Here is a 20,928-nt window from a genome sequence, read left to right as displayed (position 1 = left end):
ATGGACAGAAGAGAATCGCTCAAAGCCCTTTTCATAGGTTCCGTATCCACCGGCGTGATCCTCAGCGCCTGCGAAACAGGGACCAAAGACGCCGTAAAGGCGCCCAAAACCGGTAAGTTCTACGGCCGCACGCCCGAAGAAGTGCTGCGCGACGAAGCCCTCACCACCGAAAAATATTTCTCCGACGCGGAAATGAAAACCATCGCCGTACTCGCAGATATCATCATCCCGAAAGACGAAACTTCCGGCTCCGCCACCGACGCGAAAGTGCCGGAGTTCATCGAGTTCATCGTGAAAGACCAGCCGAAGTACAAGCTGCCCATGCGCGGCGGCCTCCGCTGGCTCGATGTACATTCGTTGAAACAATACGACAAGATCTTCACCGACCTGGAGGCCGACAAGCGCCTCGCTATCGTTGACCAGATCGCGTTTCCTGAAAAAGCAGGCCCGGAACAGAGCCAGGGCGTGGCGTTTTTCAGCCTCATGCGCAACCTCACCGCAACGGGATTCTTCACCAGCGAAATGGGCATCAAGGACCTGGGGTACGCCGGCAACCGGCCCAACGAGTGGGACGGCGTTCCGGATGAAGTGCTCAAGCAGTACAATCTTTCGTACGACGAAAAGATGCTGGCCGTTTGCCTGAAGAAGGAAGACCGCACCAAGATCATGACCTGGGAAGATTAGCCCGGATTTACGGCATAAAAAAAAGCGGCATCGTGTTGATGCCGCTTTTTTATTGCTTGTTCGTTTATGCGTGGGTGTGTTCTTTGAACACGCGGTTCAGCCAGCGTAACATTAAAAAGATGGCGCCGGCGGCCAGGCCCAGGAGCAGGAAGTTCACGAGGAAATAATTCACTTTATTGTCGTAGCCGTCCCACAGCGCCGCCAGTACGCCCGACAGTTTATTGCCGATGGAAGTGGCGAGGAACCAGCCGCCCATCATGAGCGAGGTGAGGCGCGCGGGGCTGAGCTTGGAAACGAGGGACAGGCCCATCGGGCTGAGGAGCAATTCTCCCGCGGTGATGATGCCGTAGCTGCCGATCAGCCACCAGGCCGACGCTTTTTCCGCACCATTCCCGCAAACCATTACCGCGCCTACCATACAGAAGGTAGACAGGGACGAGATAAGCAGGCCCCATGCGATTTTGGTCATGGTGGTCGGTTCTTTCTTGCGTTGGCGCAGGAAGGTGAAAAACGCCACTACCAGCGGCGTGAGTATGATCACGAAAAAGGGATTGACGGACTGGAAGAGCTCGGTGTTCACCAGGCTCAGGGATGCACCCTCGGCCGGCATTTTCTCCGGGGCTACGTTTTTGAAATATACGGGCTTGCCCATTTCTTTCACCGGTTGGCCGTTTTCGTCCTTCACTACGCGGAACTCGTCGTCATAAGCTACCACTTCGCCCGTTTCGTTAGTCACGATCTGGACGAGGGAGAGCGCTTTGGCGGGGGTTTCAACGGCTGCGGGGATTTCGCGGTCGGTATAATATTGCGCCCAGGTGGTGAGGGCCGTTCCGTTCTGTTTGAACACCGCCCAGAACATCACGGACACCGCGAAGATGGCTAGCAGGGCTTTCACGGGTTGTTTATCCGTGGCGGAAGCTTTGCGGAGCAGGTTCACGAAGAAGTAGATGATGGGGAGGCAGGCGAAGATGAAAGCGTCGGTAGAGTCGGTGCCGAAAATATTGCCGGGGATGAACCAGCCGATGCAACCCACCACGAGTACAGGAACGAATACCTGCGCGAAGATGGAGCCCAGCGGCATGTCGCCGGGTTGTACGGGTTTGAGGACGTTGGCGTGGCGGTAGTGTTTGAGGCCGGCCACGAAGATGATCACGCCGAGGAACATACCGATCCCGGCGGCGATGAAGGCCGCGCCCCAGTTGATATTATTGCGGAGATAAGCTGCGAAGAACGTACAGATGAAGGCGCCGATATTGATCCCCATGTAGAAGATGTTATAGCCGGTATCCTTGCGCTCCCGGTACCGGGGGTCGTTATACACGTTCCCCAGCAGGGTGGAAATGTTGGGCTTGAAGAAGCCGTTGCCCACACAGATAAGCGCCAGCGACAGGTAAAACACCGTTAAATCCTTGACGGCCAGGCCGCAATACCCGATCCCCATGAGGACGCCCCCGATGATGATGGATTTGGTGTATCCGAGTTTACGGTCGGCCAGGAGCCCCCCGATGAACGGCGTGAGATATACAAATGCGATGAATGTACCGAAGATATCGACCGCGGCATGCCGGTCCATCGCCCAACCGCCTTTCTCAGCGTCTGTCAGATATAATTGCAGAATAGCGAGGAGCAGGTAAAACCCGAATCGCTCCCACATTTCGGAAAAGAATAAAAACGGTAAGGCTACCGGGTGCTTGCGGTTAGTCGACATGTTGTAACAAGATGTTTGATAACGCTAAAAATAGGGGAAAAAGCCAATAGCCCCCAAACTTTCATGATGCGCGGTTGGTCCCGGGAAGCGGTAACGGAAACATAACATTGAAAAAATCGATTTAGCACAGGATAGTACAGGATGCCGCTCGTAGAGAATATTGCTTTTGCTAAATATTTTTCTATTATATTGAACGAAAATTTATCAAATCATGGTTCAGGGAAAAAATAACAAAAGAAACCAGATTTCACGTAGATCATTTCTAACCAACAGCGCAACAGCAGCTGCCGGTTTCATGATCGTTCCACGTCATGTATTGGGAGGACCGGGCTATACCGCCCCTAGCGACAGGCTTCGCGTTGCCGGCATCGGTGTCGGTGGTAAAGGCGAAAGCGACTTGTCTGAAATTTCGAAAGGGCCGGCGGATGTTACCGTGCTCTGCGACGTTCACGATAGCCGCGCCGCAGGCTCCGTTAAACGCTTCCCCAAAGCAAAATACTATCGCGATTACCGCGAAATGCTCGACAAGGAACACAAGAACATCGACGCCGTAACCGTTTCCTCACCCGACCACAACCACGCCGTGCAGGCGATGGCCGCGATGCAGCTGGGTAAACACGTATACGTTCAAAAACCCCTCACGCACGATATCTACGAAGCGCGCATGCTCACGCAGGCCGCGAAAAAATATAAAGTGGTAACCCAGATGGGTAACCAGGGCGCTTCCGGCGACGGCGTTCGCCAGCTCATGGAGTGGTACCAGGCCGGCCTCATCGGCGATGTACATACCGTGTACTGCTGGACCAACCGCCCCGTATGGCCGCAAGGTATCCCCTGGCCCACCACGCCCGGCACCATGCCCGCCGACCTCGACTGGAACCTCTGGCTGGGTACGGCTCCGCAAAAAGATTTCGTTGACAAACTTGTTCCCTTTAACTGGCGCGGCTGGTGGGATTACGGTACCGGCGCCCTGGGCGACATGGGTTGCCACATCGTGGAACCTCCCTTCCGCGTGCTCGACCTTGGCTACCCCGTTTCCGCGGAAGCCAGCGTTGGCAGCGTGTATGTAGACGAGTTCAAACAGGGCTATTTCCCCGAAAGCTGCCCCCCGTCTTCCCACGTTATCATGACCTTCGAAACCAAACGCGGCCCGCTGAAGCTCCACTGGATGGACGGCGGGATCCAACCCGCGCGCCCCGAAGAGCTGGGCCCCAACGAGAGAATGGGCGACGGCGGCAACGGCGCCATCTTCGTAGGTTCGAAAGGCAAAATGATGTGCGGTACTTACGGTATGTATCCTTCCCTCCTGCCCTCAACCCGCAACAAGGAAGTGGACGTGAAGCAAACCATCGCCCGCGTACCCGAAGGCCACTACGTACAGTGGGTGAATGCCTGCATCGCCGGTTACGGTAAGAAACAGCTGAGCGCTCCGTTCGAGATCGCCGGTCCCCTCACCGAAACCATCCTCATGGGTAACCTCGCTATCCGCAGCTACGACGTGCGCAAGCCGAAAGCCGATGGCAAAGGTTTCGATTACCCCGGCCGTTACATCAAACTGCTGTGGGATGGCCCTAACATGAAGATCACTAACTTCGACGAAGCTAACCAGTTCGTTAAGCGTACTTACCGCAACGGCTGGTCGCTCGGCAAATAAGCCAACTCGTCCGGAAAATACAGAAAGGGCTGTCTCGCAAAAACGGGATGGCCCTTTCTCATTATTCCCATGCTGAATGAAAACGGCTGGATAATTGGCGAAAAAAAGAAAGGCCGCCCCATGCAAGACAGCCCTCTTTCGTAAAAAACGCGATTATCTTCCTAGCGGAATAATTCCTTGAAATCTCTCTTGAACTCCTGCCACTCGCTATCGGCTTTCTTTAGCGATTTGTCGATGCCGGCTTTGGTTTTGTCCCAGGCTTCGGCGGTGCTGTTTTTCACGTCCTCGGCGGCACGGGCAAGGTCTTCGCGGGTGTTTTCCAGTTTGGCCTGCGCTCTTTTGCTCCTGGCGCTGCCGTCTTTCTTCAGTTCTTCGATACGCGCGTCAAGCGAATCCATTTTTTCCTTAATAGCGGCGGAAGCTTCGTCGCGCTGGCGGCGGAAATAAGCGCCGGTGGTATCCGCTTTTTGTTCCAGGCCGGATTCAATAGAGTCTACCCCTTCATGGATCCGCGCGTTGGCGGAAGTGTCTTCGCCGGTGGCGGCGGTTTGGTTCTGGCAGGAAGCCAGGATGGCGGAGGCGCCGAGGATTAACATTATTTTGTTCATATGCATTAATTTTTAAAGGTTATCAAGGTCGAACGGCAGCGGCGGAAGCAGTGAACGTCGCTAACACGGTATCTCCGCGCTGGATGCGCAGCACATCTTTTTCGATAGTGTATTTATTTGTGTTTTGCAACGCCTGGCTGAAGGCGTTCTCCACGTTCAGCACCGGGCAGGCCATTTGGGTGGACATGATGTCCGACACGGCGAGGTCGCCGGTGGGTGTAGCGAGGAATTTACCGCCGAAGCCGTTACAGCCAAGGTTGCCGCGGATCTGGGAGGAGGAATCCACGAACTGCATATAGATTTCTTTTTCCCAGTTGCTGGTATCCTTCGGACCGTTTACGATTTCCTTCAACACCCATTTGGTGCCGGAAAGCGGCCAGGTGGGCTGCCCGTCGGTGGTAACGGCCATCGCCGCAGCGGCGGAATCGCTGGCTGCGTTGTTCTGGGAGCTTTGGCAGGCAGCCAGGATGGCAAGTGCGGCAAAGGCGGGAAGCAGTAGCTGTTTCATGATAGTGGTTTTATGGTGTATATGACTTTCTTATCAATCATCAAGCCATTTTAACGCCTGACCGTGTTGAATTGTTGACTTCCATGGATGGTAAAGGCGGTTATGAAAAAATTCGGTAGGTTTGGGCCCTTACAAAATCTAACATATGAAGAAAAATCTATTCCTGTTGTTGCTTTTGCTGTCGGTTAAGATGGTAAAAGCGGACGAGGGCATGTGGCTTCCGTACCTGCTCGGGCAGCAAACTTATGCCGATATGGTGAAGAAAGGATTGAAGTTGTCGAAAGAGCAACTGTACAGCATCAACAAATCATCCATTAAAGACGCGATCATTATTTTCGGCGGAGGCTGCACGGGAGAGATCGTGAGCAATGAAGGATTGATCTTTACCAACCACCACTGCGGATACGGCGCCATCGCCGCGGCCAGTTCCGTTCAGAACAACTACCTGCGCGATGGTTTTTATGCCCGTTCGAAGCAGGAAGAAATCCCTGCGAAAGGGCTCTCCGTGCAATTCCTCGTGCGCGTGGAAGACGTGACCGCCAAAGTGGATGAGGCCATTAAAGGCACCACGCTGGCCGATCGCGCCCCTAAAATGCAGGCTGTTTACGGCGACATTATCAAAGCCGCTACCGAAGGCAATGCATACGAAGCCAAAGTAGTGCCCATGTTCAAGGGGAACCAATTCCTCCTCTTCGTGTACGAGCGCTATACCGACGTTCGCCTCGTGGGCACGCCCCCCGAAAACGTGGGCAAATTCGGCGGCGATACCGACAACTGGGAATGGCCCCGCCACACCGGCGACTTCTCCGTGTTCCGCGTATACGGCAACGCCAGCGGCAAACCCGCTGAGTACGCCGCTTCCAATGTTCCCCTCAAACCAAAACATTTCCTCCCCGTTTCCATCAAAGGCGTAAAAGAAAACGATTACGCCATGATCTTCGGATATCCCGGCGGCACCAACCGTTACGAAACTTCTTATGGCGTGAAACTGAAAACAGACGTGGAAAACCCGTCCATCGTTTCCCTCCGCGACGCCCGCCTCAAATTCATGTTCGAGGAAATGAAAAAAGATCCGGCCGTGAAACTCCAACTCGCGTCTTCCTACGCCGGCATCGCCAACTACTGGAAATTCTTCGGCGGCGAATCCGAACAACTCCTGAAATACCACGTGTTCGAAGAGAAACAAAAGAACGAAGCCGCCTTCCAGCAATGGGCCAAAGGCAAACCCGAGTTCGAAAACGTCTTCTCCCAATACGAGGACATCTATAAGAAATGGTCCCCCTACGCCAAGGTCCGCCTTTACGTAATGGAAGGCATTCTCGGTTCGCCCCTCGCCGCATACGCCAGCTCACTGCAACAGCTCGAAGCCACTATCCTCAAAAATGGTGACGTCAAAGCCGCCGCAGCAGCAGCCGACGCAGCACGCACCAATTTCCTGAAAGACGAGAATAAACCCTCCGATCAGAAAATCCTCGCGGCCATGGCGCAACGCTATTATGAAGACATCCCCAAAGACCAACACCCGATTGGCTTCTACGACGGATTGAAATCCTTCGGCGACCTGAACGACGAGAAAACTTACCGCAACTGGGCGGCAAACGTGTTCAACAACACCATCATCTTCAACGACGCGAAATGGAAAACCTTCATCAGCCAGCCTGATGCCGTGACCCTCCAGGAAGATCCAGCTTTCGCCTACGCTTCCGCTTTCGTGAAGAACTACTCCCAGAAATACGCGCCCATCTACGCGCAATTCACCGCGCAGAACAACGAGCTGGGCCGCCTCTACCTGAAAGGTGAAGCCCTCCGCACCCCGAACGCCAACCGCTACCCGGACGCGAACTTCACCATGCGCCTCTCCTACGGCCAGGTAAAACCCTACAAACCCCGTGACGCCGTGTCTTACGACTACGTTACCACCATCGATGGCGTTATGGAAAAATATAAACCCGGCGACTACGAATTCGATCTCCACCAGAACTTCATCGATCTCGTGAAGAAAAAAGACTTCGGCCAGTATATCGACGCTAAACGCCAAACCCTCGTGGTGGGCTTCATCACGGGCAACGATATCACCGGCGGCAACTCCGGTTCTCCCGTGATCAACGCCAACGGCGAACTGATCGGCCTCGCGTTCGATGGTAACTACGAGGCGCTCAGCCACAAGCTCCAGTTCGATAAAAACTCCAACCGCACCATCAACGTGGATATCCGTTATGTGCTCTGGTGCATCGACAAACTGGGCGGCGCCAAAAACATCATCAACGAACTGAAAATCGTGAAGTAAACTTCCCTTTTTTCGGACATAAAAAAACCCGGCAACGATAGCGTTTGCCGGGTTTTCCTTTTTTATCGCAAGCGTTATCCCGCGTTGGCGGTCCGCACCAGGAAGCGCTCTACCGCCCGGCGGACGTTCGTGGAAGTAGTATTGTGATTATTGACGAGCACGCTGAAGATGAGTGTTTTTCCCGACTTCGTGATCATATAACCGCTGAGTGCCACCACGCCGTTGAGCGTTCCGGTTTTGGCGTAAAGCCGGTTCGGCAGCGACTGGTAATAATTGCGCAGCGTGCCTTTGCCCCCGGAAGGGAACAACGGAAAGAGGCGCTCTTTCGGATAGGTCTTCATCATTTTTCCGAGTACCGACACCATATCGCGGGGCGTAAAGAGATTGAAGCGGGAAAGGCCCGAGCCGTCGACCCAGTTGGGTGGTTGCGGCAAATCGTTCAGCAGGCTGTCGAGCACGTATTTGATCACACGGCGGGAGTCGATTTCGTCGTAGCGTTGCGAGGAAGCCATCATCAATATTTGTTCTGCGAAGAAGTTATCGCTGCGGTGCATCATGGGCTGGTAGAGTGTATCCACCGGCAAGCTTTTCATGACCGTTCCCACTATCGGCCCGGTTGTGCCCAGGACCTTTACCGGCTTGCGCAACGTATCTTGCAGGCGGCGCGCCAGTTGCGCGATGCCACCGGTGATGAAGGGTACTTCGAATGTTTGCTCCGCGTGAATGTCTGACCGGATGTGCAGGGTGAAAAGATTTTCGCGCTCTTCACGGTCGGCCAATTGTTCGTTGGGCGGGCGTTCGTAAATCAGCTCCGTTTCGAATTCGGGCGACATGGAATATTCCGCGCCTTTGATCCGGATGCGGGTGACGTTGCCGTACATGGGCCATTCGTTCAGTTCCGGCTGGTAATAATCCGCGAAATCGCCCCAACCCCATCCCGGGCCGAAGCGTTTATTCTTGATGTTGGCAGGTTGCAGCCAGATGTGCTTCCCGGTTTGTTCCAGTTTTTCGAGGACGCGTTGCGAGGTAAAATCGGGATGAAGGAACGAGGGGTCTGCTGTTCCCTGTACAAACAACGCCGTATCGTTTTCCGCGAACTTCATCCCCGGCAGTGAATCTCCCAGCAAATGCATTCCCGCAAACAGCGTGAAGATCTTGGTATTGGAAGCCGGAACGAAGAACTTATCGTCCTGGTGCTGATACCAGTATTTTTTTGTAGCCGGGTCGTAAATGCTGATGCCGATGTGGGCGTTCCGCAGTTCTTTGGTTTGCAGGATATCCTGTTGCGCCCAGAGGCGGATGTTTTTGGGTTGCGCTGTGGCGGCGGCGCTCAGCAGCAGGGCGATGGCTACCGTTAAGTACGATTTCATGTCCTGAATATAAACATTTTACGGAAGGTTCAGTAACGGGAAAGGCGCACCCGGCCTGGGTGCGCCTTTCCAATATCGCTGCCTTTTCACTTGCGTGATCAGGAGAAGTAGCGGGTGATGCCGGGTTTGGCGTAGGCGTAATTGCCTTGCGCATCCGGAACGATCGGCGGCGGCGCGTCGAACGCATAGCGGGAAGGCTGCAGGTTGATACCCGATTTCAGCGCTTTTTCCCACTCGATCTGCTGGCCTGAATAAGTAGCCATACGGCCGATGATGGCGGAAAGCGTGGCTTCGGCGCCCATCTGCGCGTCCTGGAATTTGTACTGACCGTTGGCAATCGCTTCAAACAGCTCATCGTGCTCCGCCTGGTAAGGACGGTTGTGCTGCTTGCGGTCGAACTGATACAGCACTTTGCCTTTGTGGTCAACGATCTGGGCGCGGTCGCAGAAAATGCGGCCTTTCGTACCCACGATCTCCTCGTCTACCTTGCTCACGGAATCTTTCCAGTGGCGGCATTGGCTATTCATGACAACACCATTGTCGTAACGGTATTCCACGAAGTGGTGGTCGAAAATCTCACCTGCTTCCGGACCAGTACGGATGGCGCGGCCACCCATACCTACTGCGGTTACGGGCGTTTTACCCATGAACCAGTTGCCCACATCGATGTTGTGGATATGCTGTTCCACGATATGGTCGCCGCAGAGCCAGTTGAAATAATACCAGTTGCGCATCTGGTATTCCATTTCAGTATACTCGGGCTTTCGCTCGCGCACCCAAAGGGCGCCCTGATTCCACCAAACCTGGATGGAAGTGATGTCGCCGATCATACCGTCCTGCACGCGTTTGTGCAGTTCGCGGTAAGAAGTCATATAGTGACGTTGGAGGCCAACGACCACGTTCAGTTTTTTGGCTTTCGCCTTTTCCGCGGTTTCGAGCACTTTGGCGATGCCTGCGGGGTCGGTGGCCACGGGTTTTTCCATGAACACGTGCTTACCCTGCGCGATGGCTTCTTCGAAGTGGATAGGGCGGAAGCCCGGAGGTGTGGTGAGGATCACCACGTCGGCTTTGGCGATGGCTTGCTTGTAGCCGTCGAAGCCTACGAATTTATCTGCTTCTGCCACTTTTACGCGCTCAGGCGTTTTTTTCATGGACTCCACAATTTCTTTGTAGCTGCTGTCGAGGCGGTCGGCGAAAGCGTCGGCCATGGCAACGAGCTGAACGTTTTGTTTGGTGCTAAGCGCCTGCACTGCGGCGCCGGTTCCGCGGCCGCCACAGCCTACGAGGGCTATTTTGATCACGCCGGCCGCACCGGAAAAGTAATTGGTTTGTGCTGCCTGCGACAGGTAAGGGGCCGCGAGGGCTGCGCCTGCGAGGATCGAGGTTTTCTTAACGAAGTCTCTGCGACTCTGATCGTGGAATTGAGAGCGTGTTTCCTTTTCCATGTGAGGTATTTTACCGGACGCCAACTGGCGCCGTTGGTGAAAAGTATAATGAAATAGACAATAGCATTAAAAAGTACGGATAATCCGCCGAAAATCCATGCCCTGACAGAGATTTTACGGATTACCGGGATCCCACGAACTGGTCGATCGCGTCGGCGAAAAATTGCTCGGCTTCCGCTTTGGTCGGCTGTTTGAGGGGGCGCACGATGCGGAACCCTACGAAAGGCGCGTCTGCGTTCCACCATTTGCTTTTCGGGATCTGGGGGTCGCGGTCGTTCCAGGCGATGTCCGACATCAGGCGGGAAGCGCTGCGAACGGATGCTGCCGCGTCCATATAATTACCGCCGCGCACGGTGCGGGGCGTTTTATCGGTCGGCTTCAGCCAGGGATTGGTGGCGTCGAGGGTTTTGTAAGCCTCGGCTTCGTACTGGTCCATCGTCCATTCGGCGACGTTGCCGAGCATGTCGTAAAGCCCCCAGGCATTGGGCTTCAGTTCGCCTACTTTGTGGTATTTATCCTCGGAATTCTCTGCCGTCCAGGCGAATTCTTTCAATTTGGAAGCTTCGTTGCCGAAGGGATAAGCGGTTTTGGAGCCGGCGCGGCAGGCGTATTCCCATTCCGCTTCGGTGGGCAGGCGGAAGAAGACGCCCGTCTTGTTATACAACCAGCGGCAATACATCAGTGCGCCGTACTGGCTCATGCTGTTGGCGGGGAAGCCTCCGGATTTGCCCATACCGAGCGTAAGGTCGATGTAAGGCGGGCTGGGGCGGGTCATCCCGTCGGGCAGCGGCGATTTGTCTTTGTCTTTATCGGCGTACAGGTCGTACTGGTCGAATGTAACTTCGTAAGCGCCCATCCAGAAAGCGTCTACTTTCACTTTCTTTTGCGGCCCTTCGTCGGCGGAACGCCCTTTTTCGGCAGCGGGGCTCCCGAGCAGGAATTCACCAGCTTTCACCGGCACCATTTTAATGGTAACATCCGTCCCCTCGATTTTCTGGTCATACGCTTCGAAAGGTGTAGTCTGTGCCTGGGCTGCGGCGGCGCAAAGGCCTCCTAACAGGAATAACGCGGTTCTTCTCATCTTTGTGGTTGTAATAAAAAGCGTGTGAATTTATCCTTTTAAGACTGGGAATCCAATATTTATTTTATGAACGTCAAAAATTGGCGATAGACGTTGCATGAAATCGAGTGAAATGGCCGTTCATCTATTTTTTATTCAATACATATGGATTTCCATATTAAAAACTATAAATTTCGACATTGCTAATGTCATTTTAAAATACACGCTATGGAAAGAAGAAGCTTTCTTCATCAGTCGACCCTCGCCGGCATATCCGCCCTTACTTTCGGCGGCGCCACCGCCCTGGCGGGCTCCGCCAAAGGGACCGACAATACCGCCGCCGCCGGTAAAACCTTCAATCTCGACTACGCCCCGCACCAGGGAATGTTCAAAAACTCCGGCGGGGAAGACTTCCTCGACCAGATCCGGTACATGCACGACCAGGGCTTCCGTTCCATCGAAGACAACGGCATGCTCGGCCGCGATACCGCTCAGCAGAACAAAATCGGCGAACTGCTCGCCAAACTGGGCATGCGCATGGGTGTGTTCGTGATCGACGGCGGCGAAAACTGGAAAGTTTCGCTCACCACCGGTAAAAAAGAACACCTCGACGTTTTCCTCAAAGCCTGCGAGCGCTCCGTAGAGCTGGCCAAACGCGTAAACGCCAAATGGGCCACGGTTGTTCCCGGCTTCTTCGAACGCAACCTGCCCATTGGTATCCAGACCGGCAACGTGATCGACGCGCTGCGTGCCGGCTCCGAAATCCTCGAGAAAGGCGGCCTCACCATGGTGCTGGAGCCCCTCAGCGATACACCCGAGCTGTTCCTCCGCACCTCCGAGCAAACGTACGAGATCTGCCGCGCGGTCAATAGCCCTTCATGCAAGATTCTTTACGATATCTACCACATGCAGAAAAACGAAGGCAACCTCATTACCATGATCGACCGTTGCTGGAGCGAAATCGCGTACATCCAGATCGGCGACAACCCCGGCCGCAAGGAGCCTGGAACCGGTGAGATCAACTATCGTAACGTCTTCAAGCATCTCCATAACAAAGGCTACAAAGGCGTGATGGGCATGGAGCACGGCAACGCCAAACCCGGCAAAGACGGGGAGCAGGCGCTGATCAAAGCATACCGCGACGCCGATAATTTCCTCTGATTTTACCTGGATGGTACCCGATAATATTTCGCGGCCGGAAAAAATTCGATAATTCCGGCTTTGCCCGGCACCCATAAAAAAGCCCCCGAATCTTCCGATCCGGGGCTTTTTTATGTTGGAAAAATTATTTTTTGAAGAGGAGGCCGTCGATCCAGTTCACCACAAGGCCGGGCCAGGTGTTGAGTACGGGATCTTTGGGCGCCATGCCGTAGCCGTGGCCGCCGTGGTCGTAGATGTGCATGGTGGCGGGAACATTGTGCTGCAACAGCGCTTTGTAAAAAACGATGCTGTTTTCCACCGGCACGCCTTTATCGTCGCCGGAGTGGATGAGCATGGTGGGCGGCGTTTGGGCGGTGACGCGGTTTTGGGTGGAAAGTGAGTCCTGCAGCGATTTGGGACCATCCGCGCCGAGCAGGTTGATGGCGCTTCCCTTATGCCGGAAGCCTTCGCTGAGCGAGATCACGGGATATACCAGCACGGAAAATGCGGGCCGAGAGCTGAAGCGCTCGTGCTCGGCCTTCGCCTGCGGGTTGGCCGCCAGGTGCATGGTGGTGAGCATCGATGCGAGGTGCCCGCCTGCCGAAAAGCCCAGTACGCCTACCTTCTCGGGATCGAAGCCCCAGGATTTGGCTTTGCTTTTCACAATCTGCATGGCTTTCGCAACGTCATTGTACTGCGCGGGATAGGTGGAGCCCGGCTGCGGGCCGCCATTCAGGCGGTAGTGCAGCACGATGGCGTCGAATCCATTGGCGTTGAAAAAATCGGCCACGTCTTTGCCTTCGTGCCCCAGCGCGAGGTTGGTGTAACCTCCGCCCGGGCAAACGAGCACGGCGGCGCCGTTCTTTTTATCGCCCGGCGCGGCGTAATATTCGATATGCGGCACATCGTTTATTTCCTTTCCACCCAGGATCTTCCATTCCGGGTGATCGGGGTAGAGATTGATGCGTTCCTGCGCGGTGGCGTTAATGGTAGCGATCGTGAGCATGGCGGCGATGAGTGTCTTTGTCATCCGTGGAATTTTTCGCGTTTAATGAGCGCCCGCGCGGCGTTTGATCATACCGCCGCGGGTGTCGTTGATATTATGCTGCACAATAAACGCTTTTTCGTCGATCTTTTCAATTTCGTCGATCACCTTGTGCACTTCCAGGCGGGTGACGACGGTATAAATGATCTCGATCTCATTGTCCACTTCTCCCCTTTTTCCATAACCACTTTTCCCTTTAAATACCGTAACACCCTTTTTTAACTTGAGTGTCAATGTTTTGCGGATTAATTCCGCTTGGGGGGAAATGACGGTAAGCGCGATATATTCCTCGAACCCCTGGATCACGAAATCCACCGTTTTACTGGCGGAGAAATATGTAAGCATGGCGTACAGCGCGGTCTCCATGTTGATGAGCACGGAAGCCACACCGAAAATTAGCACGTTGAAATACATGATTACCTCCCCGATGGACAGCACGGTTTTGCGGGAGATCCACAAGGCCAGCACTTCCGTGCCATCGAGCACCGCTCCTCCGCGGATCGACATGCCGATGCCCGTGCCCAGGAAAAACCCGCCGAAGATCGCGATCAGCAGCTTGTCTTGCGTAATGACGGGCACTTTGATGAGCGCCAGCGCGAAAGCGAGCCCCACGATGGCGGCGATCGTCTTCAACGTAAACAGCCGCGACAGCTGTTTGTACGCGAGGAGGATGAAGGGCGCGTTGATAATGATGATCAGCACGGAAATCGACCAGCCCGACAAGCGGTTGACGAGCAGCGAAATCCCCGTTACGCCCCCGTCGAGGAAACCGTTGGGCAGCAGAAAAGCTTTGAGGCCGAGTGCGGCCAGCAATACGCCGATAGCGATCAGGACAGCGTCCTGTGCATTCTGGATGATGTTGAGGCGGGCAAGCCTGGCTCTGCGGGGGTGCGTCACGTGATTGGGTTGAGCGTTCCCTTAAAATTACGGAATTACAGGCGTTCCTGGCTACGGAGCCACCGCTCCGGGAGCTCGTTGTTGCTGGCCATCAGGTAATCCGAATAGGCGCAGGGAACGAAATTCTTGTCGGGGAGCTGCATCCACCAGCGGCCGGTTTTCTTGCTTTTCAGGAAAACGGTACTGATATCCGCGCCGGCGATATGGAATTCCAGAAACGATTCGCGCTCGTTGAGCTGGGCTTCTTTGTGGCGGACGGAACGCCCGTCGAGGAAATACCAGAGCATTTGCGAAATCTGTTTGGCAGTCAGGTTGTCGCGGTCTTTGGAGGGATCGTAACCATAGATGCCGTAAGTGGAGAGGTTGTTGCTCATGCCGGCGTACCGCGAAAGGGCGCAGGCTTCCTCCCCGGTGAAACCGTTGGGGGAAAGGGAGTGCGATGGTGCGTCCGTATGTTTGATCATGCAGATGTCGACGGAGAAGAGATCGGTGTTGCGGAGCACGGGCTCGATTTCTTCGATATTCTCGCGCACTTTGCCGAGGCGGTAGCAGTCGAACCGCAGTTTGTCGAGCGTTTCGAGCATGCGGGGTTGTACGAAATAGCTTTGGAAACCGATGTGGTTGTAGTGGCGGATGTAGTTGGGCTGTTCCATGAACATATCGAGCAGGAAGCGTTGCGATTTTTTGGGCGAACCTTCGTTAAGGTCGATGAGGGCATCGGCCACGCTGACTTCGATGATGTATTTTTTGCAGGCGTATGCCTGGTATTGGGCGTAGGTGAGATCGTGGCTACCGCCGAGGATGACGATGGTTTTGCCAGCGTCGATCAGTTCGGTGAGCACTGTTTTGAGGGCGGCGTATGCGTCGGCCTGGGAGCGGCCGGGGAGCAGGTTACCGGCGTCGGCGATGCGGAGATCGCGGTGCCAGAGGAAGAGGCGGTAAAATTCTTTGCGGATGACGTCGGGTGTGGATATTGCGGGATTGCTTCTGCCGTTCCCTCTTTCGTCGCCGGCGCCGAGGAAGATGACATCGGCGTCGTCGAGGTTGGGAATGTGGCCTTGTTCGTAGGTGTCGATGATGTTTCCGACCTGGAGGTCGTCGTATTCTTCATCTTCGTTCAGTTCCGCTTTGGAAACGGGCGACAGGTAATCATGCAGGTGCGAAAAGTCTATCATCACAACGGATATTATTTGTGCGCAAACCTACAACAGAAATTTTATAATTCATGCGGGGGCGCTGTTCAGTTCATGAACGGCATGAGCAGGGCATTGGGCCGCCGGGTTGGGCGGTCCCTAAGATAGAAAATTGCGAGGTGGAAATAGTTACCAGAGACAATGCGCGAAGGCGGATTAAAAAATTGCGTCTGTGTGCGTTTCGCTTACAACGGAACAACGAATGGAGCGGTCGGGTGGTTGGCCGGTTAGGCTTGCCTGGCCGGAATGGTGGGCGGACGGTGCCCTTTAATTTTTGTGGATAATGAACTCAAAGGCCTTAGGCTCTTTGCGGAAGAACGCGCGCTCGAGCACACGGCGTTTGCTGGTAACGCGGTGCTTGTTGCAGTCAGCCACTTCTGTGGCGGCTGCCAGGAAGTCCATGGTCTCAACCAGAGATAGCATATCGCTGATCTGCTTCACTTCCTGCTGGATCTCTTGCTCATTATAGCGGTCTTCGTGCAACAAAATGAGTAAATCCCTCTCTACAGGCTTCATGCTAATTACGTTTGATTGTTTTCGCTGTTGTTGACATCAAATGTTTTCAATAACGTGCGCACATCTTGCGAAGTGCTTTCAGGTATAGGCGGAGATTTTCGTATCAGTGCCGCATCTTTCCTTTTTGCATCGGAGGGCAGCCACAATCGTTTTTCTTCAGCACACTGCAACCTTGCCACGTTAAACTTCCCATTATCAAGAAAACGAAAATCCAGCATATCTTTTTCATGGTCCAATAATAATTATGCTTCTTCAAAATGCTAGTCTGTCGCGCGGGAGTTTACCTTTTCTTAACAATGATCATTTCTAAATTAAACTATTTTCGCAACAAATTCTGAAATATTTGTCCACAAAACCCGCTGTGCAAAAAAAAGTGCTGGTAGTACCCCTCGATTGGGGCCTCGGCCACGCCACGCGCGACATTCCGCTGATCCGCGAACTCTTAAACGCTGGTTGCGTGGTACTTATTGCAGCCGAAGGAAAACACGCCGCCCTCCTCTCCCGCGAGTTTCCGGCCATCACCATCCTCCCGCTGCCGGGATATAACATCACCTACAGCAAAAAAGGCCTCTTTTTCGGCCTCAAAATCCTGAAACAAATCCCCAAAATCTGGAAAGCCGTCCGCCACGAACAAGCCTGGCTGCGCAAAACAGTGCAAGAACATGGCATCAACGCCGTTATTTCCGATAACCGCTTCGGCCTCTACCATCCCGATATCCCCTGCATCTTCATCTCCCATCAATTACTTATCAAGACCCCCTTCGGCGGCGTCACCGAACGTATCCTCCAGCGCATCAATTACAAATACATCAATAAATACTCCGCCTGCTGGGTGCCCGACTTCCCCGGCGAATACAACCTCAGCGGCGTACTCGCCCATCCCGCAGCATTACCCAATAACACCACTTACCTGGGATGCCTCTCCCGTTTTGAGCCACTGCCGGGCGTTTCCCGCAAATACGATGTGCTCGCCCTCATCTCCGGCCCCGAACCGCAACGCACCCGGCTGGAAAACATCCTCAAAGCCCAACTCGCCGAAATACCCGGCATCAAAGCCCTCATCGTCAGCGGAAAACCCGACCAGGCCAGCGAAGCTGCCCCCGCACCAGGGATCACGCAAGTCAGCCACCTCAACGCAGCCGACCTCAACGCAGCCATGCAGGCCAGCGACATCGTCATCTCCCGCTCCGGGTACACCACGCTGATGGACCTCGCCAAACTGGGCAAAAAAGCCATCCTCATTCCCACCCCCGGCCAATCCGAACAGGAATACCTGGGCAAACACCTCATGCAGGAAGGATATTTTATCTCCGTACCGCAACACAAATTCAAACTGCAAAAAGCGCTCGACCAGGCACAAAGCTTCCCGTTCCGCTCTTTCGGCCGGCCCGAAGACATGAACGCCTACAAAATCGTGGTCCGGAAGTTCGCGGAATCACTTTAATGAAATCCCTAATTTGCAATGGATTAACGAAATCAGAGGGCGCCCTTCAGCGCAGCCACCGTTTTCGCGTCATTGCCGATGAATATTCTATCGCCGATGATCGCCACCGGGCGCTTCAGAAACGTATATTCGTCCAGGATCAAATCGTGGTATTCCTGCTCCGTCAACTCCTTCCCTGCCAGGCCCCGCGCTTTGTATTGCATCGACCGTCGGCTGAACAGCGCTTCATAACTTCCGGCCAGCGCATGCATCGCGTCCAGCTGCTCCGGCGTAATTTTTTCCTTCTTGATATCCTGTAATTCCGCTCCTTTCGCCACAGCATCTGTTTCCGCGAGGATTCTGGCGCAGGTGCTGCAAGTCGAGAGATGATAAATCTTCTTCATCCCGTAAAATTATGAATTATGGGTAATTGATTACTTTTGACGCATGAGCAAAAAACTCTTCTTATTGGATGCCATGGCGCTGATTTACCGCGCCTATTACGCTTTGATCCGAAACCCAAGGCTCACCAGCAAGGGAAAGAACACCAACGCACAGTTCGGTTTCACATCCACCCTGCTCGACCTGCTTAACAAAGAAAAACCCACGCACATCGCCGTGGCTTTCGATACGCATGCCCCCACCGAGCGGCATACCGATTTCGCCGACTACAAAGCCAACCGGGAAGACGCGCCCGAAGACCTCCTCGCGGCGCTCCCCGATATCAAGCGCATCATCGAAGGCTTTAACATCCCCGTCCTCGAAATCGACGGGTACGAAGCCGACGATATCATCGGCACCGTTGCGTGGCAGGCCGCCAAAGAAGGGTACACCGTGTACATGGTGACGCCCGACAAGGATTACGGCCAGCTGGTGAAAGACAACATTTACATCTGGAAACCGCCGGCGCTGGGCAATAAGGAAGAAATCATGGGACCCAAAGAGGTTTGTGAGCGCTGGGGCATCAACGACGTGGCCCAGGTGGTGGATATTTTAGGGCTGATGGGCGATGCGGTAGACAACATTCCCGGCATCCCCGGCGTAGGCGAGAAAACCGCCACCAAACTGCTGTCGGAATGGGGAACGCTGGAAAACGTGATCGCCAACGCCGATAAAATCCCCGGTAAGCTCGGCGAGAAAGTGCGCGCAGGCGCGGATTCCGCCATCCTTTCCAAAAAACTGGCCACTATTATCACCGAAGTGCCGGTGCAGTTCCATGAAGAAGATTATTGCTGTACGGAAGTGAATAAAGAAGCATTGTCCGAAGTTTTCTCCGAGCTGGAATTCAAAACCCTCGGCAAAAGGATCCTCGGCGATACTTTCAACGCCCTCGCCGCGGAGCCCGGGAAGCCTGTTCAGCAGGACCTCTTCGGCAATCCCACCGAGGCGCCTTCCGCCGGTAGCGCACTCGCCCAACAGGCGGAAGCCATTGAAACTGTGGGGCTCGTGGCCGACAAAAACATCGACAACACACCCCACAATTATATCCTTGCCGATACGCCTGAAAAGCACGCCGCCCTGGTGGCGGAACTCATGCAGGCGGCCATCGTCAGCTTCGACACAGAAACCACCGGTACCGACGCCAACGCCGCGGATATCGTAGGGATGAGCTTTTCCATCAAACCCACCGAAGGCTGGTACGTTCCCCTGCCGCCGGTGAAGGAAGACGTGCTGCAGATTCTCGAAACCTTCCGCCCGCTTTTTGACCGTACCGACGCGCAATTCATCGGTCAAAACGCCAAGTACGACATGATCGTGCTGAAATGGTACGGCATCGAAGTGAAAGGAAAGATTTTCGACACCATGCTGGCACATTACCTGATCGAGCCGGAAGGCCGTCGCTCGATGGACCTCCTCAGCGCCCAATACCTCCAGTACGCGCCGGTTTCCATCGAAACGCTTATCGGGAAGAAAGGGAAAAACCAGGGCACGATGCGCGACGTCGAGATTGAAAAGATCAAGGAATATGCCGCCGAAGACGCAGACATTACGTTGCAGCTGAAAAGCAAATTCGAGCCTTTGTTGAAAGAACGTGAGGTGGAAAAAGTGTTTTACGACATCGAAGCGCCGCTGGTGCAGGTGTTGACGGATATGGAATTTGAAGGGGTGAAGATTGACACGCAGGCTTTGGCAGATTTTTCCCGCGAACTGGAAACTGAAATCCGGAAGGCGGAAGAAAGCGTTTTCCAACAGGCGGGCGTACGGTTCAACCTCGGCTCGCCCAAGCAACTCGGCGAAGTGCTCTTCGAAAAATTGCAGCTCGATCCCAAAGCCAAGAAAACCCGCACCGGGCAATACGCCACCGGGGAAGACGTGCTGGCAAAGCTTTCCAGCAAACATCCCATCGTGGAAAATATACTCGTGTTCCGCGAGCTGACGAAGTTGAAATCAACTTACGTCGACGCGCTGCCCACGATGATCAACCCGCGCACCAACCGCGTGCACACCTCCTATAACCAGGCGGTGGCGGTGACGGGGCGCCTCAGTTCCAACAATCCCAACCTCCAGAATATCCCCATCCGCACGGAAAGAGGGCGCGAGGTGCGGAAAGCGTTCGTTCCCCGCAACGAGGAATTCACCCTGCTTTCGGCAGACTACTCACAAATCGAATTGCGCATCATTGCTGCCATCAGCGGCGACGAAAACATGAGCGAGGCCTTCCGCAAAGGGCTCGATATCCACACGGCCACGGCGGCAAAAGTGTATGGCGTGGAGTTGGCGGATGTTACGTCCGACATGCGCCGCAACGCAAAGAGCGTGAACTTCGGCATCATTTACGGGCAAAGCGCCTTCGGCCTCAGCGAGAACCTGGGCATCCCGAGAAGTGAAGCCAAAGCATTGATCGACAACTACTTCGCGCAATATCCGGCCATCCGTCAATATATGGAAGACCAGGTGAAATTCGCGCAGAAAACCGGTTACGTGCAAACCGTGATGGGCCGTAAGCGCTGGCTGAAGGATATTAACTCCTCCAACGCCGTGGTACGCGCGTTCGCTGAAAGAAACGCCATCAACATGCCCATCCAAGGAACGGCGGCGGACCTCATTAAACTGGCGATGATTTCGCTGCACAAAACCTTCCGCGAGCATAATTTCCGCTCCCGGATGATCCTGCAGGTGCATGACGAGTTGGTGTTTGATGCGCATAAAGACGAAGTGGATATCATCAAACCGCTCATCATCGAGGGGATGCGCAACGCCATGCCGCCAGACAGGCAGTTTTCGGTACCGATCGAAGCCGAAATCGGGACGGGGGCCAACTGGCTGGAGGCGCACTAGCCACACTAACGAATTAGCAAACCTAACTATAATAATGCCGGTACGGGACTAGGTTCCGTACCGGATTCAGTGAACAATCATCAGCATCGGTATCCTGTTCCTGCATTCAGG

Annotated in this window: 18 protein-coding genes; 6 read left to right on the top strand and 12 right to left on the bottom strand. The window is 54.4% G+C overall.

What is annotated here, in order from left to right:
* Window positions 1-684 carry a gluconate 2-dehydrogenase subunit 3 family protein gene (locus WJU16_RS13885; RefSeq protein WP_341834099.1) on the top strand — a complete coding sequence of 228 codons (684 nt, stop codon included), beginning with the start codon at window positions 1-3 and terminating at the stop codon, window positions 682-684.
* A gap of 64 nt (window positions 685-748) precedes the next feature.
* Here WJU16_RS13885 and WJU16_RS13880 read toward each other — a convergent pair whose 3' ends face one another.
* Window positions 749-2,392 (bottom strand): peptide MFS transporter, encoded by a 1,644-nt coding sequence (locus tag WJU16_RS13880; RefSeq protein WP_341834098.1) that lies wholly within the window; start codon window positions 2,390-2,392, stop codon window positions 749-751.
* A gap of 211 nt (window positions 2,393-2,603) precedes the next feature.
* On the opposite strand from WJU16_RS13880, the gene WJU16_RS13875 reads away from it, so the two are divergent.
* Entirely contained in the window at window positions 2,604-4,046 is a 1,443-nt protein-coding gene (locus WJU16_RS13875) for a Gfo/Idh/MocA family oxidoreductase (protein ID WP_341834097.1), read from the top strand.
* A gap of 161 nt (window positions 4,047-4,207) precedes the next feature.
* On the opposite strand, the gene WJU16_RS13870 is transcribed toward WJU16_RS13875, so the two are convergent.
* Window positions 4,208-4,654, bottom strand: a complete 447-nt coding sequence (locus WJU16_RS13870; protein ID WP_341834096.1) for a hypothetical protein — start codon at window positions 4,652-4,654, stop codon at window positions 4,208-4,210.
* A 22-nt stretch (window positions 4,655-4,676) separates the two neighbouring features.
* The gene (locus WJU16_RS13865) at window positions 4,677-5,162 is read right to left on the bottom strand and encodes an META domain-containing protein (protein ID WP_341834095.1); all 486 of its coding nucleotides are present in this window, start codon (window positions 5,160-5,162) and stop codon (window positions 4,677-4,679) included.
* A 145-nt stretch (window positions 5,163-5,307) separates the two neighbouring features.
* On the opposite strand from WJU16_RS13865, the gene WJU16_RS13860 reads away from it, so the two are divergent.
* Window positions 5,308-7,449 (top strand): S46 family peptidase, encoded by a 2,142-nt coding sequence (locus WJU16_RS13860; protein ID WP_341834094.1) that lies wholly within the window; start codon window positions 5,308-5,310, stop codon window positions 7,447-7,449.
* A gap of 74 nt (window positions 7,450-7,523) precedes the next feature.
* Here WJU16_RS13860 and WJU16_RS13855 read toward each other — a convergent pair whose 3' ends face one another.
* The 3 genes from WJU16_RS13855 to WJU16_RS13845 all read right to left on the bottom strand — a co-directional run bounded on the left by WJU16_RS13855 (window position 7,524) and on the right by WJU16_RS13845 (window position 11,345).
* Window positions 7,524-8,819, bottom strand: coding sequence for a D-alanyl-D-alanine carboxypeptidase (locus WJU16_RS13855; RefSeq protein ID WP_341834093.1), 1,296 nt, complete (start codon window positions 8,817-8,819; stop codon window positions 7,524-7,526).
* Between the two features lie 98 nt (window positions 8,820-8,917).
* Window positions 8,918-10,264: a Gfo/Idh/MocA family oxidoreductase gene (locus tag WJU16_RS13850; protein WP_341834092.1), complete on the bottom strand. Its 1,347-nt coding sequence runs from the start codon at window positions 10,262-10,264 to the stop codon at window positions 8,918-8,920.
* A gap of 121 nt (window positions 10,265-10,385) precedes the next feature.
* Window positions 10,386-11,345 carry an SUMF1/EgtB/PvdO family nonheme iron enzyme gene (locus WJU16_RS13845; RefSeq protein ID WP_341834091.1) on the bottom strand — a complete coding sequence of 320 codons (960 nt, stop codon included), beginning with the start codon at window positions 11,343-11,345 and terminating at the stop codon, window positions 10,386-10,388.
* A gap of 207 nt (window positions 11,346-11,552) precedes the next feature.
* Between WJU16_RS13845 and WJU16_RS13840 the strand changes: the two genes are divergently transcribed.
* Complete coding sequence (locus WJU16_RS13840) at window positions 11,553-12,485, top strand: TIM barrel protein (protein WP_341834090.1); 933 nt, start codon at window positions 11,553-11,555, stop codon at window positions 12,483-12,485.
* Between the two features lie 124 nt (window positions 12,486-12,609).
* On the opposite strand, the gene WJU16_RS13835 is transcribed toward WJU16_RS13840, so the two are convergent.
* From WJU16_RS13835 to WJU16_RS13815, 5 genes are all read right to left on the bottom strand, one after another.
* The gene (locus WJU16_RS13835) at window positions 12,610-13,494 is read right to left on the bottom strand and encodes an alpha/beta hydrolase (RefSeq protein ID WP_341834089.1); all 885 of its coding nucleotides are present in this window, start codon (window positions 13,492-13,494) and stop codon (window positions 12,610-12,612) included.
* Between the two features lie 18 nt (window positions 13,495-13,512).
* On the bottom strand, window positions 13,513-14,406 hold the full coding sequence (locus WJU16_RS13830; protein ID WP_341834088.1) for a YitT family protein: 894 nt from the start codon (window positions 14,404-14,406) through the stop codon (window positions 13,513-13,515).
* Between the two features lie 35 nt (window positions 14,407-14,441).
* On the bottom strand, window positions 14,442-15,581 hold the full coding sequence (locus WJU16_RS13825) for a formimidoylglutamase (RefSeq protein WP_341834087.1): 1,140 nt from the start codon (window positions 15,579-15,581) through the stop codon (window positions 14,442-14,444).
* Window positions 15,582-15,866: 285 nt separating this feature from the next.
* Window positions 15,867-16,115, bottom strand: coding sequence for a hypothetical protein (locus WJU16_RS13820; RefSeq protein WP_298709195.1), 249 nt, complete (start codon window positions 16,113-16,115; stop codon window positions 15,867-15,869).
* A gap of 5 nt (window positions 16,116-16,120) precedes the next feature.
* Window positions 16,121-16,333, bottom strand: a complete 213-nt coding sequence (locus WJU16_RS13815) for a hypothetical protein (protein WP_341834086.1) — start codon at window positions 16,331-16,333, stop codon at window positions 16,121-16,123.
* A 143-nt stretch (window positions 16,334-16,476) separates the two neighbouring features.
* Here WJU16_RS13815 and WJU16_RS13810 point away from each other — a divergent pair, with 143 nt between their 5' ends.
* Entirely contained in the window at window positions 16,477-17,559 is a 1,083-nt protein-coding gene (locus WJU16_RS13810; RefSeq protein WP_341834085.1) for a glycosyltransferase, read from the top strand.
* Between the two features lie 32 nt (window positions 17,560-17,591).
* Here the strand turns inward: WJU16_RS13810 and WJU16_RS13805 are convergent, their stop codons facing one another.
* Window positions 17,592-17,942 (bottom strand): ArsC/Spx/MgsR family protein, encoded by a 351-nt coding sequence (locus WJU16_RS13805; protein ID WP_341834084.1) that lies wholly within the window; start codon window positions 17,940-17,942, stop codon window positions 17,592-17,594.
* A gap of 43 nt (window positions 17,943-17,985) precedes the next feature.
* Here WJU16_RS13805 and polA point away from each other — a divergent pair, with 43 nt between their 5' ends.
* On the top strand, window positions 17,986-20,817 hold the full coding sequence (polA, locus tag WJU16_RS13800; protein WP_341834083.1) for a DNA polymerase I: 2,832 nt from the start codon (window positions 17,986-17,988) through the stop codon (window positions 20,815-20,817).
* Window positions 20,818-20,928: the final 111 nt, after the last annotated feature.

Origin of the sequence: Chitinophaga pollutisoli, assembly GCF_038396755.1 — a bacterium.
GTDB classification, from domain to species: domain Bacteria; phylum Bacteroidota; class Bacteroidia; order Chitinophagales; family Chitinophagaceae; genus Chitinophaga; species Chitinophaga pollutisoli.
The sequence above is the reverse complement of the archived record's forward strand: the minus strand, read 5'-3'. Positions and strand labels throughout refer to the sequence as shown.